Origin of the sequence: Photobacterium atrarenae (genome assembly GCF_024380015.1) — a bacterium.
Taxonomy (GTDB): domain Bacteria; phylum Pseudomonadota; class Gammaproteobacteria; order Enterobacterales; family Vibrionaceae; genus Photobacterium; species Photobacterium atrarenae.
On sequence record NZ_CP101508.1, the window covers coordinates 1,749,284 to 1,765,145 of the forward strand.

Below are 15,862 nucleotides of genomic sequence, written 5' to 3' on the forward strand. Positions count from 1 at the left end.
TTATTTTTCCCATTAAAAAAGGCCGCTTGAGCGGCCTGGAATTTCAATTCAGAGAGCAATCATGATTGCCGGCTTAAGAGAGTTGTAGCAGGGCGCGGATCCCTTCCAAAGCATCGATCCCGCCCAGCTTGCGGACCCGGTTAATCGGATCGATTTCAATCAGAACAAGGCCCGAGCGCGTAACCTTGTAATAGTCGAGCTTCATAGTGACCTTCATGGCTTTTTCGCTCTGGTCGCCTGTGTCCTGACCGTCACGCTCAATCTTGGTGATCATCCCGCGCAGCACTTCTACCAGGTCATAGGTGTTCCCCGCCAAGTCGGTGTAGGTGGATCGAACCGAGATTGCGTTTTTCTTCCCTTTCTGCAACCCGAACAGCGGCAAGACGGTGACATCCACACCAAACAGGGCAAAGCTGGTTTCCATTGGCGCCATGCCGACATCAACCGGCACCGGCATATCCATGTCTCCGGCCTTAAAATCTTTAGTCAGCACTTCAAGGACGGGCGGATTGTATTCCTTGCCGTTTCCCGCTTTGCCGATCCCGTCTACCCAGATCGCCCATTTACTTAATAAATTGTCTGCGGCCATTAGCTAAATACCTTCTTGATATAATCGTTGTTCAGGTGGCTGCGGAATACGACGTGCTCTGCCGGGTACGGCGGGCAGAAATCAAAGTCAAAGTAGACAAGTCCCTTCTGCACCGTAGCTGGTGTATTGAGTTCCGGATCCGCCCAGCACTCACCACCGAGGATCGCCCCCAGGGCTTTCAGCTCCCGCAGGTAGTCATTCACACCTTCAACCACATCGTCGACATAGGTTTTGGTGATGTTGCGATCAACCGCCCACAGGTGAGCCCGCTGCACGCTGTCATTGATGATGTCGGCAGTGCGGCGGGTCTGCTCGAAGGTCCACTTCGGATCGACGCTGCAGGTCCGGTTGCCCCAGTGACGGAAACCGCCTTCCCGGATGATGGTGCTGACCCGGTTTTCGTTGAGCATATTGGCGGTGGTATTCGGATCCCCAAGCGCCCAGTCGACAGGCTGAGACGTGCCGACAATGCCGTAAATCTGCTGGTTCGACTTCGACCACCAGAACCCTTTCTCGGCGTCAATCCGGGCACGCAGTCCTGCCTGACGGGCCGATGAGGGACGGTCAATTTCTTTGGCCTGATCGGTGTCAAACACCCGCACCCATGGCCACATCATTTCAACCCGGCCACCGAACTGGCGGGCCCGCTTGATGGCATCGGTGTAGCTGGCGGTGAGCTCACAGTCTGAATAGGTGATCGCCCGCAGCCGGGCCGCCTTGGCTTCCATTTCGGAGGTGACGGCATCCACTTCGCTGAACTCCGGCGCGATCAGGATCCGCGGTGTATATCCGGTTTCGGTCTGGCTCTCCAGCCAGCCCTGCATCGCCTTGATGACGTTGGCCTGTGTCTTCGCATCATCTTCGCCTTCGGCTGCGCGCACGACAATCACCAGGGCGCCGGTCTGATCAAAGATGTCATCGATCGCCGCCGGCAGTGTGCCGGCCGTGCCCAGGCCTTCGGCTTTCTTGCGACTACCGGCAACCGCCACAGGTTTGTACAACGGGAACGGCTCGTTTTCGCCACCGGTGAGATACGTTCGTGGCGCCGGCGCGACATCACCGCTGCCGTCACCCAGCACAGCCACGCCAACCAGTGCGACAGCTTCAGGATTGGCCTCGATGGCCGTTTTAATTCCATCGGCGGTGGATGTGATCACCTTGTTTTCATCCGTCGCCAGGATGACTTTGACCTTGTTACCGTCTACGCCCACGGTAAGCTCAGTGGACGCCTCAGCCGGGTCAACGACTTCAATGCTGATGGCATTGCCTTCGGTCCCGGCCTTTTTGGCGGTAAACACCAGGCCGTCATTGAGGATGGCGCTGCCCAGCGTGAGCGTGGCCGCCACCGCGGCAGCTGCGCCAGGCGCCGTGCCCACCAGGCCGATCACCGCCGACTTGACGGTTTGGATCGGGCGCGTGCCGCCATCAATTTCGATGACCTCCACGCCATGGAGAAATTGCGTCATTGCGAATTCCTATTTTTTGGGTAATAAATTCAGGTCATAAAAAACCCCGCCGGGACGGGGTTTGGGTTATTAATAAACTAAATGCATAGACCTTAATGGCAAGGTTGATTCAAATTGATGCGTATCACCAGTTGATATAATGCGAGTTCCTCCATTAACTCCAGGCACAAAATAAATACCATCACCATCATAAACAAATGTAAAGCTGCTCGATGTGCTATCTGAATCTAGCCCTGTAAACAATTTATATGTATTACCAACAATTAAATGTTCGGTAATCTGCTCTGATGTTCCTGATGAGAACTGATGTAATAAATAGGTTCGCACTTGATTGCCACTAATGTCAAACACATTACAACTGTTCATCACCGCATTGTTTAAGTTGGCTTGCTGTACTGCATCCTTAAATGTTACATCTACATTATTCAGCAGTAACTTAGAACCATTCACCCACACAAGTCGATTGTACGAATCCTCGCTAAATGTTCCTTTTGACTTTATCGAACCACCATTCACGACAAAAACAGAGTCGTTATAACCAGCTCCTGTTAATAAATTACCCAACTTGCTGGATGTAAACTCATAGCGGCCTTTTTGTTTGATTTCAACATTTGGTGTTTCATAACGCTCACCAGAACCAATATAATTAGCGTAACATTCAACGTTAATTTCAGAATTATTACCAGATACAATCAACCAATCAACATTCAAATTATCAAGCACAATTTTTGTGTTATATGGCCCTTGTTGAGAACTTCCTATATTTTCATCTGATGTGAATTTATCAGTAGAAAAACCAAGCACACGTATTGAAGGGTCAACATTTAGATCCCCCTTTAACGTGTTAACATCTCTAACAGTGATTAACCGAGGGAAAAGCAACGAGTGATTGCCAACCTCACCAGCGCTAATTACATTCAACCCACCCTCATACAAAGGCGTTGATATACCATTGATTTCAACGCTAGAAAAGAATCTAGGTGCGATAGGTGAGCCTATCGGCAGTGCCTGATCTTCATGTGTTTCACAATTTAATACTGGCGGAAACGATGACTTATTATGATTACCATTGATTGTTATGTTTCTACCAACAAATCGACCATCAATAAAACCGCCACAATCAAGTCGTGATGTAACAATACCGTTTAATTTAGGGCCATTTCGTTGAACAAAATCAACATTATCTAATATCAAGTCACCGATACCAACAAGAGTTAACCCCCAGTTTCCAATCGTGCTGTCAGATACTTTTAAATATTCTCTAAATGGTTGGTGTGCATCAACTCGAGAAAGTGCACAATTTTCAAACGATAGACGTTGTGCGTTACCACTGCCGTCAACTCCCCATCCGTAACCATCTGACTTAGCATTACACACTCGAACATCATAACTATCATAAAGTGAGAATGAATAGCCATATGTACCATCTTCATTATCAAGAGGATAGTCTGTATATAAATCGTTGATGCGTAAATAGCAGCAACGTTCAAACCGTAATCGAGTATTATTTACGGTCGGTTTGTTTGCTGTTGTTAAGAATGAGACATCGCACGATACACGAGTAGAGTCTTCACACTGAACTAACACACCATTAGGTACATTAGAAATATCAGTTTCAATTAATGCTAAACCATCAATATTCAATTTTGTTTGACTGATTTTTATAGCTGTAACTTTAGTGATGTTTACATTTGTTAACGGGTATTTTATCGCACTACTCAATAACCCATGATTATAAATAACGTTATATTCTACTCGTTTTTTTACAACACCTCGGTAAGTATAAAAATCTTGTTCAGTCTCAATGATGACAAAACATCCATCAAGATCAGTCATAAATGTTAAGCCATCAAACGCTGTAATACCTGCTGATAGATTACTGTTCTCGATTGCTGACACCACAGAACTACCTGGTAAGTATTCTGTGATTTTTTCTCCCCGATTAATGATGAACTTACCGCTCCAACCATTAACATCGAATTTAGAACCTTGAAAATCACAATCCAAAGACAGCCGAATATCACCTGTCCCTGATAGTAAAAACTTACCGTATGATTGGTTGATGGTTAGTCCGCTAGAAACGGCAGAAATAACGGATGTAGTAGCATCTTTCTTTCCTGTTGGATCTGCCCCCCACCCTGTCAAATCACCACTTAATCTAAGATCATATAGTCTCAATGAAATTGCTTCAAAATAACCATGCTCTGTCTGTATAACAAACGTTTCATGATCATGTTCTTGAATATTAATGACCGTATGAGTTTCACCAGAAAATGCCTTATTCCATACCCTAAAGACTTGAATGGAACCATCTGATATCTTTAACCTCACAGCATTAATGCTTAAAGGAATTTTATCTCCTACCTTTAGATAGTCATCAAACTTTTCAGGCCATATTTTTAATTGTGATATTTGTGATTCCGTTTTAGATACCGCGTTATTCACATAATCTCTTGACGCTTTGACCACGTTAGGATCCATCTCAACAATAGGATCTACCGAAGTAATAACAAAAAACATTTCCAGCGTGACCGGGGTTTTTACATTCCCGTTATTCACCGGCGGCGGGACATACACCCGGGCGCAGTTTCCGATAGCGTGAAAGTAGGTATTACCGTCGAACGTCGCCACGGCGGCGAATTCCCGGATGACCAGGTCATTCACATCATCCGGCAGGATCGCATCCACCTTCAGCATGGGGACGCTGTCTGGCGTCGCCTGGAGAACATCCACCGAGTTCACCGGAATACGGGCCAGCTCATTAACCAAAGCGGTTTGTTTTCGGTCTGGCTGCACATATTCATCATGGGCATCGCCGATCGCCATGTGGGTGATTTCTAATTGCTTGTTTAGCAACTTACCGTTCTGCTCGGCATTTTCACCAAGTATGGTAAGGATAGAGCCATATTGCTGCTGGCTCTCTGGTACAGGTAATGTCATTGATTTACTCCAACACTAAAGGCAATGGCCCAGAGCGAACCTGGATAGCCTGACGGGAGATGCAAGCCATACCGTTATTTGAAGAACTGACCATCGAGCTGATAATCCATGGCCCGGCTTTCATTGCAATGGCCTGTCGACTCATCGCGATATGCTTTTCAGGGGCCTCCACCCGACTGGTAATGGTCATACCGACCAGTGTGCTGCGAACGTTCTTCGCAGAGTTGATGGCCGGGACGAGCTTGCCCAGCTCGGCGCCGTCAATAGGGGTTCCGGTGGAAACAAAGTCCACCCGAAAATCACCGGGGGCCAGGTTCTCTTTGTCTTCGAACCATTCGGTGACCTTGGTGCCGTCGCCGCGGATCGCACTGACCACCCGCTCGACGGCATCCCGGGTCCCTTTCTTACGGTGGATGTAGATGCTGTCTTTGATGACCTGGCGCTTCCGCTCAACCGGCCAGGCTGAGTTCCAGTTTTCCACCGACAGCGCCCAGGCCAAATGCGGCAACAGGTGTTCAGGACATTTGTCCGGGTTCCAGATATCACGGTTGGGGATCGAAAGAGGCGGTGAAATCACCGCCTCGACGTCTCGTTCATGTTTGCTGGCATTAGGGGGCAGCAGGCTTTTATGCGTCATGTGGTCACCCTCGCCGTCAGGGTGATGCTGGATGCATAGCCGGCGCTGAACTGATCGTTGATGATGTCATCCGCCGGGGCAGCAAGGTGGACCTTGTAAACCCCCGGGACACGCAGCGCGGCATAAAAACCATCCAGGGTTAAATCCATCCCCTGCCGGTGAGAATCCGCCAGCCACTTATCGAGTTGCTGCCGGGCAGCGTTGAGCACTTCGGCTTCATCGGGACCAGGGAAAAGCTCGAGTTCAGCCTCAACCACAAATTCGTTGATAGTGGCACTTTGCACGATCACTTCATCACTGAGTGGCCGGGTGCCTTTCGGGGTCAGCACCGCTTCAACCAAGCTGAGCAAATCAGGGCTCGCCTCACCACAGCCTTCATGCGACAGGACTGAGACAATCACCGAGAGCGTGCCCTGCGGCGAGTCCGTGGCAATGCTTTTCACCCGGCCATCGGCTGACAGCGCCCAGAACTCATAATCATCGGCGCTACCGGCAGTATTCTTGGCCCGGTTTGAGAGCTGGATCCGATAGCGAAATGCATCGTCGGATTCCATGACCCGGGGCCGCGGCGGCATTGCATCCGGATCCCCTTCGTCAATCACCAGGCGCTGCACATCAAAATCCGCACCGCGGACATCTAAGTCAGTTCCGCTCGCATATGCCAGCATGGTGGCGTGGGCGCCATCATTGACGCGCTGACGCAGCACCATTTCCCGGAAAGCTGCGACTTCAAGAATTTTGTAGACCGGGTCAGATTCGTTGACTTCCTGGTAGTCCGGGTCGATTGCCTGGTAGCGCTGGATCCACGCCTGCAGAATTTGTTCGTAATCCAACTGCTCGATCACTGCAGGTTTAGGCAGTTGGCTCATATCGACATTGACTGTGACCATCAGCGAACCTCTATACCTTCCAGAGTAATGGGCTGGCCATTGGGCCGGTACTTCCCTTCAATCGCCAGCACAATCAGACCGGGCTGGGCGGCGGTGACAAGCACCCGGGTCACATCAATCCGCTTTTCCCACTTCCGCAGGGCCTGGGCACTTTCCGCCACAATGTCTGCCACCGTTTCGGGGTTGCCCGGGTTATCAATCAGCTCAAACAGCCGACTGCCGTAGTCGCGGCGCATCACGCGTGATCCGATGGGTGTGGTGAGAATGTCACGGACCGACTGCTTCAAGTGGTCGATGCCGCTGAGTGCCCGGCCTGTGCTTGCATCCATACCGCGCATAGTTCTATCCCCTACTTGATCGGCCAGTCGCCCTGGCTACTGCCACCACCCACCGATGCCTTGCCGTTTTCCTGAAATTCATCAACAACCGCATTGGCCAGCGCCTTTGCCAGCTTGTTCACCCAGGAGTGCTCACCTTCAGCGGTTGCCCCCAGGGCTTCCATCTCCTGAACAAAGCGCGCCTCCAGGCTTGATTTACTGAGTGCCATCTACTTTCCTGCAATTACTTTGACGGAGATGTCCCCGTGCGGTTTACCTGTGAAGTGACACACGCACTCCCCGGTCACCACGCCCTTGCCACCATTGAGTTTGACCTGCTTGCCATCGGCAATCACATCGCCTTTGGCTTCTGCTTTGATGTCTGCCTCAGACGTGACCGTTGCGGTTTTGGTGACGGCGATATCGGCCGTCCCTTCAACCGTGGCAGTCATATTCCCGGTGATGTTCAGCTTCATATGGCCTTTAATATCAGGGGTGAGCGTATGCGTTTTGCGGTTATAGGTGAACGTGGTGCCATCTTCATAACGGCTGACATGTTCATCCGGCGAGGTACTGGGGACCGGGCTGGTTGCATCGGGGAACGACGGGAACACCACGCCGAGCGCCAGATCTCCAGACTCCGAGATGATGAGCACCTGCTCACCGATCGCCAGCGGCTCCCAGTCCGTCCGGTGCTGGCTCGAAGCCCGGCCCGAAGACCACGGCAGCCAGCCGGTCACCGCCTTCTCGGCGTATTGCACCCGGACCCGCGGTGGCTCCATCGAGAAATCCACGCTGTGGATCCGGCCGCGTTTAATCATGTTGGCCATCCGACGTTGCATGTCCCGGACGATATAATCCATCTCAGACATCCGACACCACCTCTTCATACATATCTTCGTCGACGCTGCCAAGATTCGGCGAGAACCCGACCTTGACCGTTGTCGGCGTGAGTCCTTCCGGCTTGAACGCATCGGCCCCGACTTCAACATTCTGGTTAAACCGGATCGACCAGACCGCGTATTCATCCAGCTCCGGCTCAAACGCGTCCGGCTCCGCACTGACAAACACCGCCGGCTCAACCCGCAACCCGAACCGGGCGCCGTCGACCTTCAGGGCAATCGCCATGGCCGCGTTGCGCACTTCCAGCTGATACCTGGCATCTGCCATCCCGAGGACAGCCAGAATTTCACAGCTCAGCGTGACGCCTAACTGCCCGTTCATCGGCTGACGCTCCGCCCGCTCCCAGTCCCTGACCGCAAAGAACGCGCAGGGCGTGGTGAGCGCCGTGGCCGTCTCCGGGTAGTAATCCACCGATTTCAGCCAGGTCAGATTGTCTGCCAGCCACTGCTTCACCTTGTCGTGGTACTCGGTTAAATGAATGCCATCAGTCACGCCAATTCGTCCTGTTTTTGCCGATCTTCACCCGCCCCTTCAAATCCGTTTCAAAGTGCTTGAGGAATATCTCGGGCAGCTGTTCAAAAATTTCGTCTTCAATCATGGTTTCCAACGCATCGGAGACCGGCACCCGCGCTTCTTTCAACGGGAACCGCTTCTCGGATTTGCGGGTAAATATCGAGCGCCGGTTATACCGCCGAGCAATAAAGCCGTCGTCATAAGTCTGATCCGGAATTTTCCCACGCGGCTTGAAGGTCGCGCCCCTGGGGGACTTTTTCGACCCGCGCCGGCGGATGCTCCCCCTCAGATAGCCGACGGAGATATCATTCATCCCGTACCACAGCTTCAGCTCATCGAACTTTTGCTGCTTGCTGGGACTTCTGAGGCGAAAATGCTGAAAGCGCTTGCGGATCGCCTTGAGCGATTTAATCCCCATCTCGTCACGCAACATCTTGTTGGTCAGAAAGCGCAGGGTGATCGCCGTTCGGCTCATCGCCCGGTTGTAAGCCGCCTTCATCTGCGCTTCCGTGGCGTGATGAATGTTTCTCAGCGCTTCCAGCTCTTCGACATCAATAAGAAATGGCAGACGACTCGGATCTTCTTTCGACATTGTGATGCCCCAACGTTAACTTCAAACGACCCAAGCCATCATCTTCCGGTAGCACAACCAGGTAACGCTGGCTGGTTCCATTTTCAAACTGCAGCGTGACCTCATTGCGCCGTACCAGATGCGCGGCCTCGGACGATTTCACAATCAGCGTGGGCCGCTGAGCATCAACAAAACCGCCCCCCTCCAGCTTTGCCACTTTGATGGGCCCAGTGAATATCCCCCGAATGGGCTCATGCCCCTCTGCGGATACATCCACATTGCTGAACGCATCAACAATGGCTTCATTGGCCTGCAGGGCAACGGTATTGACTGACATTCAGCACCTCTTCCACCCAACAAAGCCCAGTCCTGTTGGACCGGGCCGCTTTCTCGCTGTTTAACTGCGGTTATGCCGTTAGTTCGATGAATGGATAGCGCACAGCAGACCCGGATCACGGGTGATCGGCAGGTAGATAGAGCGCGAACGAATTTCCAGACCTTCATCGTGCGGCAGCGGCTCGGTGGTAATGTGACATTCACGCTTAGATGCACTGCTGGAGCTGAGTACATCGGCCGGCGCACGGAGCATACCGAACACACCGCTCAGGCCCATCGGGTAAGAAGCACCTTCTTCCGCAACTTCATCGGCTTCATCGACGATGAACTTCAGGCCGCACACGCTGATCTCCGTCGGATCATCGGCAAACTTCACCTGCAGTTTCGAGTGTGCTTCTTCACCGTAGAAGGTCTTCACACTCGCATGACCCAAAATGCGTTCAACCATATCCTGACCAACCCGCACCGCCACGCCTTTCAGCGTCAGGTGACCATGGTCCTTGGCGATTTTCTTCGTGTCTTTCGCGATGCCTTTCAGCAGTTTCGGGACGTCGGTTGTATCGGTGCCCAGCTTCAGGTCAACTTTGCGCTCCTGCACACCCAGCACATTGAACAGGTCGACCATCACCACACCTTTGCGGTTCTTGATCCGACCTTTCAACGCGGTATACGCCGTGAAAGCCGCCGTATAGCGGTGGTTGTTCCGGTGCTTGCCCATTTTGTTTTTCACCAGCACCGCCAGTTCCTGAGCCTTGAGCTTCTTATCACGCAATGACGAGATACGCTGCAGCTCGTTCGGCAGCACCTGGCTGTCGAACGGATAACGGATCAGGCTCACCGGTACCGCAGATTCAGGATCGTGCTTGTCGATGTTCGGATGCTGGCCAATTTCCCCAGGCATTAACACCTGCAGCTCATTTCCGGCTTTAACAATCATCACCTGGCGACTTTCCACCGGCTCGACTTCAAACATATCCAGTACAGCCGACTCAATCGGTGTCGAGGTGTTATACCCCTTGGTCAGCGCAACTAAGCCAAAGGCTTCATGATCAAAAATGGTATCCATAACAGCTATTAATCCTGTTTGATGATGAGGAAAGTGTTCTCAAGGTGATCAATCACCTTGTTCTTATCGGCATCCGAAATGCCATCGGGCCAGTGAATGTAGAGGTCATTGAACACCGAGTGCGCCCAGTACACCTGTCCGGCGCCAAGGTGGACACCATAGGCTGTCGTACCGTCGAAGCCTTCAACCGTCGGGTCGATCTCTGCGCCGGCTTTATCAACGATCGAATACAACGGCGTGTTGGCGGCATCCGGAATGGTTTTATTGCTCATCTCACCACGTGGGTGAGTCCACAACAGAATGAGTGCCTGAGACACTGGTTTGGAGATTGTTGAAATCATTACGCTTCCTCAATCAGTTTCATCATGTCATAGCTGTCGTCATCCCCATCCAGGCTGCCGACAAGTGAAATTTCTTCGTCACGCTTAGCGGCTTCAGCCTTGATTTTGGCTTTGGCGCCTTCCAGATCTTCACCTTCAGCAACCAACTGAGCGGTAATGTCCCCAACGCCCGCAGACTGCGCCAGCTGATCAACCTGAACCAGCAGCTCCGTATGCTTTTCGCCATTGGCTTTCGCTTCAGCCTGAAGCTTCTCAATCTGAGCGCTCAGCGCCGCCTTCTCTCCTTCATGCTGAAGATTCAGCGCATCAACGATCCGTCGATGGGTTTTATCGGTCATCATTAATTTGATTTCCTCTTCTGTTTTAATCCCGTCAATCAACCCCAGCTCAAGCAGCTTTTCAGCCCTGAAGATATTTGCCTCCAGGGCTTGAATCTGCTCCGGCTGAAGCTGGCGATTACGGGCGACCAAGTTAAAAAAGTCTCCGGCCAGCTCATCAATCATTCCCTGATGCCTGGCGGATTCTGCGTCATTCAGTGGTTTTTCCGGCGCCCCGTCCGCTTTGGCTTCGCCCGAAGTGTAATAAGTCATCCGGCGTTTATCGTTGAACAGCTCCAGCCGGCCGCGGATTGCCCCAATCGATCCGCCCAGACTGTGCGGGCTGGCATACAACTCGGTACACGCACTCGCAATCGCGTAGTTGGCCGAAAACGAGCCGCCATTGATAAAGCCAATTACCGGCTTCACCTTTGCGACGTCCTCAATGAACTCGGCCAAATCGAAACAACCAGAGGCCTCGCCGCCCGGACCATCGAACTCACAGAAGATCCGGGGCACATCGTCGTTATCAACCAGCGCCTTGATCTCAGCGCGGAGATCGCGATAACTGGTGACCTGTTCGCAGTTGTTATCCAGTCCGCTGAACCTGTGAGTCGTGGGACCAAACACCGCCATATGGCAGAAAGTGTCGGTTCGCTCAGCATCACCGTTTTCAGCCAGGTACAGCTGAGGGTTCTTGTAAAATTCCAGCAATGCGTTGTGATAAGTCTGATGCGCATCAATCGTCATCAGCATCGGTTTGTTCGTCATCAACTGCAGCAGGTGTCTCATTGATTAATCCCCGTTCGTCTAAGGCATCCTTACTTCGCTTCACGCTATCCAGGTGCTGATCCAACGTACTGCCACGCTGGTTGGAAATTTTCTCGAGCGAGGTAATGTCTTGTTGCAGCTCCAGAACCAGCGCCTTCGCCGCTTTGAGTGGGTCAATTTCTTCCCACTCCGGCCAAACCCAGATAGGCGTGATATAGGTGTAAGGATTTTCGAAATAACCCGGCAATACAGGGTTACTGGTTAAATGGTATGCATCACAGAACCAACCAATGATGCGGTTAAAGTTCGGCTCCAGGTCGATGCTGCGGAACTGACTAACAAAGCGCCGGTGGTTGATCATCCCGGCACGAATGGACGAATAGTTCACCTGGGTTAAATCGCCGGTCAGCATCTCGTACGGGATCCCGAACAATCCGGCCACCATGCGCAGCACCTGGCTGTTATGCTCCTGGTAGTTCCCGGCAATCTCCGGCGGGGACGCGGTTTTAATATCCTTCACCCCGTTCAGAACGGTGATCCCGCCGACTTTATGCACCACCTTTTTCTCGGTTTGCTGCCCGGTCGGTCCTTTCGCAGCTGCCGCCGTTTCAACATCGCGAAGTGCGTACACCTGCTGACCCTGCCGCCGCATCCGCGATTTAATCTCAACCGTCTGGTTATCTTTGTACTGCTTGGCAAAGTCCGCCCCGGCAGAAATCCAGGGCTGAGCCCCGGACTGGCCGGGATGATGAATATCACGAATATCAATCACATCACTGGCGGGCAGCCAGTTCACTGAGTCCTCATCAAATTCAGGATGGTCACGGGGTAACTTATAAAAAGCGTACTTCTGAGGCTTGCCGTTCTTGGCGTAAAGGATCCCACCGCGAACATAGCTGCCTTTCCCGGCCTTCTCGAGGTTTGTCGCCAAACTCAGCGGGCTGACAACCTCCAACTGAAGCGGGATATAGTCCAGCGTCCGGCGCCGAACGATAAACGCCCGCCCCTCAACCACTGCCGTCATCAGCGCTAATGCCTGAACCCCGGCAAAGTTGGAATGACCGCTGAAATCACAATAGTGCTGCCAGTGCTCGAAGCTGGTGAGGAACTCCTGGCTGAACAGCTCCGGCGAAAATACGGGCTTGGCTCCTCCTCCAATGCAACTTGCCCGAAACCGAGTGGCACCGATGCGAACAATCGGGTTGTTCCGCATCAGGTGGTGACTGGCTTTCAACTCCTTATTGAGCGCCTGTTCACTCTTTTCGTTGTCATGTAGTTGAGCATCAGAGAACAGGGCCGAGCCGGCCACTGCTGAATAACTCAAAACTCAATCTCCACATCAATGCATTCCATCAGATTGACCGGTTGCAGCTGACGTTGAAGATCGGCTTCAAGCTGACGCAGCTCCCCCAGGCTGACGCTGGTATATTCGAAGCTGTTCTTGTAGCCATCCGGTGTCGAAAACTCAGCTTTAACCTGTCGCTTGCCCTGCACCAGTTCAGTGATAGCCTCCTGGACTATCCGCAGGTTTTCATGCGTTGCGTCTATCTGCATTAATAATCCTCATAATCTGACACCTCGTAACCATCGAAATAATCCGGTTCGTCATACTGGTTCGAGTCATTGGCCCGACTGTCGATCAGCCCAAGCGGAGAAGTGTTCGATACCTCTTTGATCACCACGCGCAAAAAGTCATAAAGCCACAGGACATACACCAGTAAATCCCATGGCTCATTGCGGCGCTGGCCCTTTTTCTTTTTCCAGGTCACATTCTTCCCGCTGCCGACCAGCTCTTCTGCCGTCAGCATCTGGAAGTAATTCAGATCGAAGGTATCGTTCACCGGAAAATGAATGTAATTCTTACCCGGCTTTGCCAGATTCAGTCGCTCGGCGGCCCGGTTCTTTAACTGGTGAACATTGAGGCTCCGGTATCCGCACCGGGCTTCCTGGTGAACTTTATAAGTGAGCGTGAGTTCGGGTTTAAACTTGGTTTGCACATTCGCTTCACCGCGAATCGCATAAATCCAACCCTCATACTGGGCGCAAAACTCCAGCATCGCCTTCCACGCGTGGCCGTTGCAGTCCATCACGACGGCGTAACAGGAAATCTGGCGGCCATCTTTAAGCAAAAATGGCCTGCTCAACACATCAATTAACGACTTCTGCGTCAGGTCATCTTCCGGATCCCCCTGAACGCAGCCATAGTCGACAGCCCAGATTTCACCCTTCGGGCCAATGGCCCAAAAATGATATTCAAATCGGTAAGTCTGCGTATCGACAGAACCCAGCAAACACAAGGTTTCCTCAGGCAAATAATCCAGCGGCGCGTAATGCTCCCGCCGGGTATAAATGAGCTCGAAATTCTTCAGCTTGTGAGAGCTACTGGTATCGGAATACTCAACACCGACCTTCGTATTCATGAAGGTCTGCATTTTCTGCGGCTCTTGCTTGGCCTTTTCGTATTCGTTGGCCAGTGAAGGCAGGCTGGTATTCAGGTTATCGTTATAGGCCGACCAAATGTGAAATCCGGCTTCAACCTTGCCCCGCTCATTGGTATCGCCGGGTTTGCCGCACTTACAGCAAAGCGCGGTACCGGACTCGTCCCACTGGCTGGGTTCCTGATGTGTATTGCAGCAAGTGAATTCCCGTGTGGCCCGCCATTCCCCGGCCTGCACGATGTTCCGCTTGTGATGTTCATAGATCCCTTCGCCACATCCCTCACAAACAAAGTGGGCCGTGGACAATTCTTCCGGGTCATACCGGAAGTTAGCCAGCTTCAGCCGGTGTTTATGACCACAGTGAGGACATGGGACATAAAAGTAACGCTGATCCGTCAGTCGAAATTCACGGGAAATCTTACAAGTCCCGGCTTCTTTCGGCGTCGAGCCCAGCACAATCTTACGCTTGGACTCCGTTTCAGTCCGCGTCACCGCCAACTCAACCGGATCCCCTTCTTTCTCGACGTTATCTAACCACCCGGAAACCTCATCCATAAACAGGTACTTGATGGTGAGCATTCGGAACGAGCTGGCAGACGTCGCCCACACAATACAAAGCTCGCCACCATAGAAACTTTTCTCTTTGGTGGTGTTCTTTCCCTGCATGCGTTCCATCACGGGCAAGCAGTGAGCAAACACCTTTCCGGCTTCCCGAACCGCGAACTTTTCAGCGTCCCCTTCCGTGTTCTGGACGATCATGATGTTGCCCGGGTCATTGGTGATTAACCAGGCCATCGCCGTATTCATGAAAATGGCGTACCCGACACGGGCACTTTTACAAAGAACGATCTTTTCGATGTAAGGATCATCAATGGCCTTTAGCCAGGCCTTCTGAAACGGTTTTGGTGAATAGATCTGTGCGAGAGGATTTTCGTGTTTAGTCGTCCAGGCGATTATCTCCGTCTTCCGCGGCGGCACCATAGTGTTTCGCATGGCGCTCGATAACGTTTTGGATAACAGATTGAAGTTCATCGCCATCCTTCTCGTCTAATTTATAGAGAGCATTTCTCACTACTTCATCGATGACCTTTAATTGTCCAGGCTCTAGCGGCAAGTGCTTTTGAAGCTCGTTTGGCAGGTCTAAAAGCTTGTTTTTCACATGCATCAGCGGCTCAATATAGAGCTCAATCATGGCAGCTGCCGGGACCAGCTCTCCCGTAGCCTGAGCGTTATGAAGCTGCATCTTGATCGCGGCCTGTTTATCCTTCTCTTCTTTCCAATCTTTCCCCTGAAAATCACCTTCCGTGTTTCCGGTGTTTCCGCTGTTTCCACTCGGTTTTCGACCACTCGCAGCATTAAGCTGACGGATGATTTCCGATTGATGCTTCACGTATGATTTTACTGATTCAGCAACGTCAATCTCACCGTCAGCCGTGCGTACCAAGGCATAGCCGTTGGATCGCTGGTTCCGAATGGTACGTTCAGTGACACCTAAGATTTCTGCGACAGCTTTAATACTCATATACTCAACACCTCACAATAATTGAAACGGAAATAGAACAATTCCTGAAAAAAAATCTGCCTGACCGTGCGAGTCTTGGACCCGTTAAAAACAGGCCCCGGAGGGAAGTACCTTAACCCCAAAAATGCGCCAAAATTCGATCCAATTGATCATCCCGCTCACCGAAATGATCCCCTTCAGTTTCACTCGACGATTTCGGTTACTGACATCTCACTCACAATCAAAAATGACTCAATTCAGCAAAT

General features: G+C 51.8%; 18 protein-coding genes. All 18 read right to left on the reverse strand.

Features of this window, described 5'->3' with window-relative positions; genetic code table 11:
• Positions 1 to 73 precede the first annotated feature (73 nt).
• Positions 74 to 589 (reverse strand): phage major tail tube protein, encoded by a 516-nt coding sequence (locus NNL38_RS08280; protein ID WP_255387590.1) that lies wholly within the window; start codon positions 587 to 589, stop codon positions 74 to 76.
• Positions 589 to 2,055: a phage tail sheath C-terminal domain-containing protein gene (locus tag NNL38_RS08285; protein WP_255387591.1), complete on the reverse strand. Its 1,467-nt coding sequence runs from the start codon at positions 2,053 to 2,055 to the stop codon at positions 589 to 591. Before NNL38_RS08285 ends, NNL38_RS08280 begins: the two co-directional genes overlap by 1 nt.
• 69 nt (positions 2,056 to 2,124) lie before the next feature.
• A complete protein-coding gene (locus NNL38_RS08290; RefSeq protein WP_255387592.1) occupies positions 2,125 to 4,995 on the reverse strand; it encodes a phage tail-collar fiber domain-containing protein in 2,871 nt (956 codons plus the stop codon).
• 4 nt (positions 4,996 to 4,999) lie between these two features.
• Entirely contained in the window at positions 5,000 to 5,632 is a 633-nt protein-coding gene (locus NNL38_RS08295; protein ID WP_255387593.1) for a phage tail protein I, read from the reverse strand.
• Positions 5,629 to 6,522, reverse strand: a complete 894-nt coding sequence (locus NNL38_RS08300; RefSeq protein WP_255387594.1) for a baseplate assembly protein — start codon at positions 6,520 to 6,522, stop codon at positions 5,629 to 5,631. Before NNL38_RS08300 ends, NNL38_RS08295 begins: the two co-directional genes overlap by 4 nt.
• Positions 6,522 to 6,860 carry a GPW/gp25 family protein gene (locus NNL38_RS08305; RefSeq protein WP_255387595.1) on the reverse strand — a complete coding sequence of 113 codons (339 nt, stop codon included), beginning with the start codon at positions 6,858 to 6,860 and terminating at the stop codon, positions 6,522 to 6,524. The genes NNL38_RS08300 and NNL38_RS08305 overlap by 1 nt, the downstream gene beginning before the upstream one ends.
• An 11-nt stretch (positions 6,861 to 6,871) precedes the next feature.
• Positions 6,872 to 7,069, reverse strand: coding sequence for a hypothetical protein (locus tag NNL38_RS08310; RefSeq protein ID WP_255387596.1), 198 nt, complete (start codon positions 7,067 to 7,069; stop codon positions 6,872 to 6,874).
• The gene (locus tag NNL38_RS08315) at positions 7,070 to 7,711 is read right to left on the reverse strand and encodes a phage baseplate assembly protein V (RefSeq protein ID WP_255387597.1); all 642 of its coding nucleotides are present in this window, start codon (positions 7,709 to 7,711) and stop codon (positions 7,070 to 7,072) included.
• Positions 7,704 to 8,234, reverse strand: a complete 531-nt coding sequence (locus NNL38_RS08320) for a hypothetical protein (protein ID WP_255387598.1) — start codon at positions 8,232 to 8,234, stop codon at positions 7,704 to 7,706. Before NNL38_RS08320 ends, NNL38_RS08315 begins: the two co-directional genes overlap by 8 nt.
• Positions 8,227 to 8,847: a phage tail protein gene (locus NNL38_RS08325; protein WP_255387599.1), complete on the reverse strand. Its 621-nt coding sequence runs from the start codon at positions 8,845 to 8,847 to the stop codon at positions 8,227 to 8,229. Before NNL38_RS08325 ends, NNL38_RS08320 begins: the two co-directional genes overlap by 8 nt.
• Complete coding sequence (locus NNL38_RS08330; protein WP_255387600.1) at positions 8,807 to 9,163, reverse strand: head-tail joining protein; 357 nt, start codon at positions 9,161 to 9,163, stop codon at positions 8,807 to 8,809. The genes NNL38_RS08325 and NNL38_RS08330 overlap by 41 nt, the downstream gene beginning before the upstream one ends.
• A gap of 78 nt (positions 9,164 to 9,241) precedes the next feature.
• Positions 9,242 to 10,228, reverse strand: a complete 987-nt coding sequence (locus tag NNL38_RS08335; protein WP_255387601.1) for a major capsid protein — start codon at positions 10,226 to 10,228, stop codon at positions 9,242 to 9,244.
• Between the two features lie 8 nt (positions 10,229 to 10,236).
• Positions 10,237 to 10,569 (reverse strand): hypothetical protein, encoded by a 333-nt coding sequence (locus NNL38_RS08340; protein ID WP_255387602.1) that lies wholly within the window; start codon positions 10,567 to 10,569, stop codon positions 10,237 to 10,239.
• Positions 10,569 to 11,678: a S49 family peptidase gene (locus NNL38_RS08345; RefSeq protein ID WP_255387603.1), complete on the reverse strand. Its 1,110-nt coding sequence runs from the start codon at positions 11,676 to 11,678 to the stop codon at positions 10,569 to 10,571. Before NNL38_RS08345 ends, NNL38_RS08340 begins: the two co-directional genes overlap by 1 nt.
• Positions 11,626 to 12,981: a phage portal protein gene (locus NNL38_RS08350; protein ID WP_255387604.1), complete on the reverse strand. Its 1,356-nt coding sequence runs from the start codon at positions 12,979 to 12,981 to the stop codon at positions 11,626 to 11,628. Before NNL38_RS08350 ends, NNL38_RS08345 begins: the two co-directional genes overlap by 53 nt.
• On the reverse strand, positions 12,978 to 13,211 hold the full coding sequence (locus NNL38_RS08355) for a hypothetical protein (protein ID WP_255387605.1): 234 nt from the start codon (positions 13,209 to 13,211) through the stop codon (positions 12,978 to 12,980). The genes NNL38_RS08350 and NNL38_RS08355 overlap by 4 nt, the downstream gene beginning before the upstream one ends.
• On the reverse strand, positions 13,211 to 15,133 hold the full coding sequence (locus NNL38_RS08360) for a terminase gpA endonuclease subunit (protein ID WP_369414506.1): 1,923 nt from the start codon (positions 15,131 to 15,133) through the stop codon (positions 13,211 to 13,213). Before NNL38_RS08360 ends, NNL38_RS08355 begins: the two co-directional genes overlap by 1 nt.
• Complete coding sequence (locus tag NNL38_RS08365) at positions 15,033 to 15,617, reverse strand: terminase small subunit (protein ID WP_255387606.1); 585 nt, start codon at positions 15,615 to 15,617, stop codon at positions 15,033 to 15,035. Before NNL38_RS08365 ends, NNL38_RS08360 begins: the two co-directional genes overlap by 101 nt.
• Positions 15,618 to 15,862: the final 245 nt, after the last annotated feature.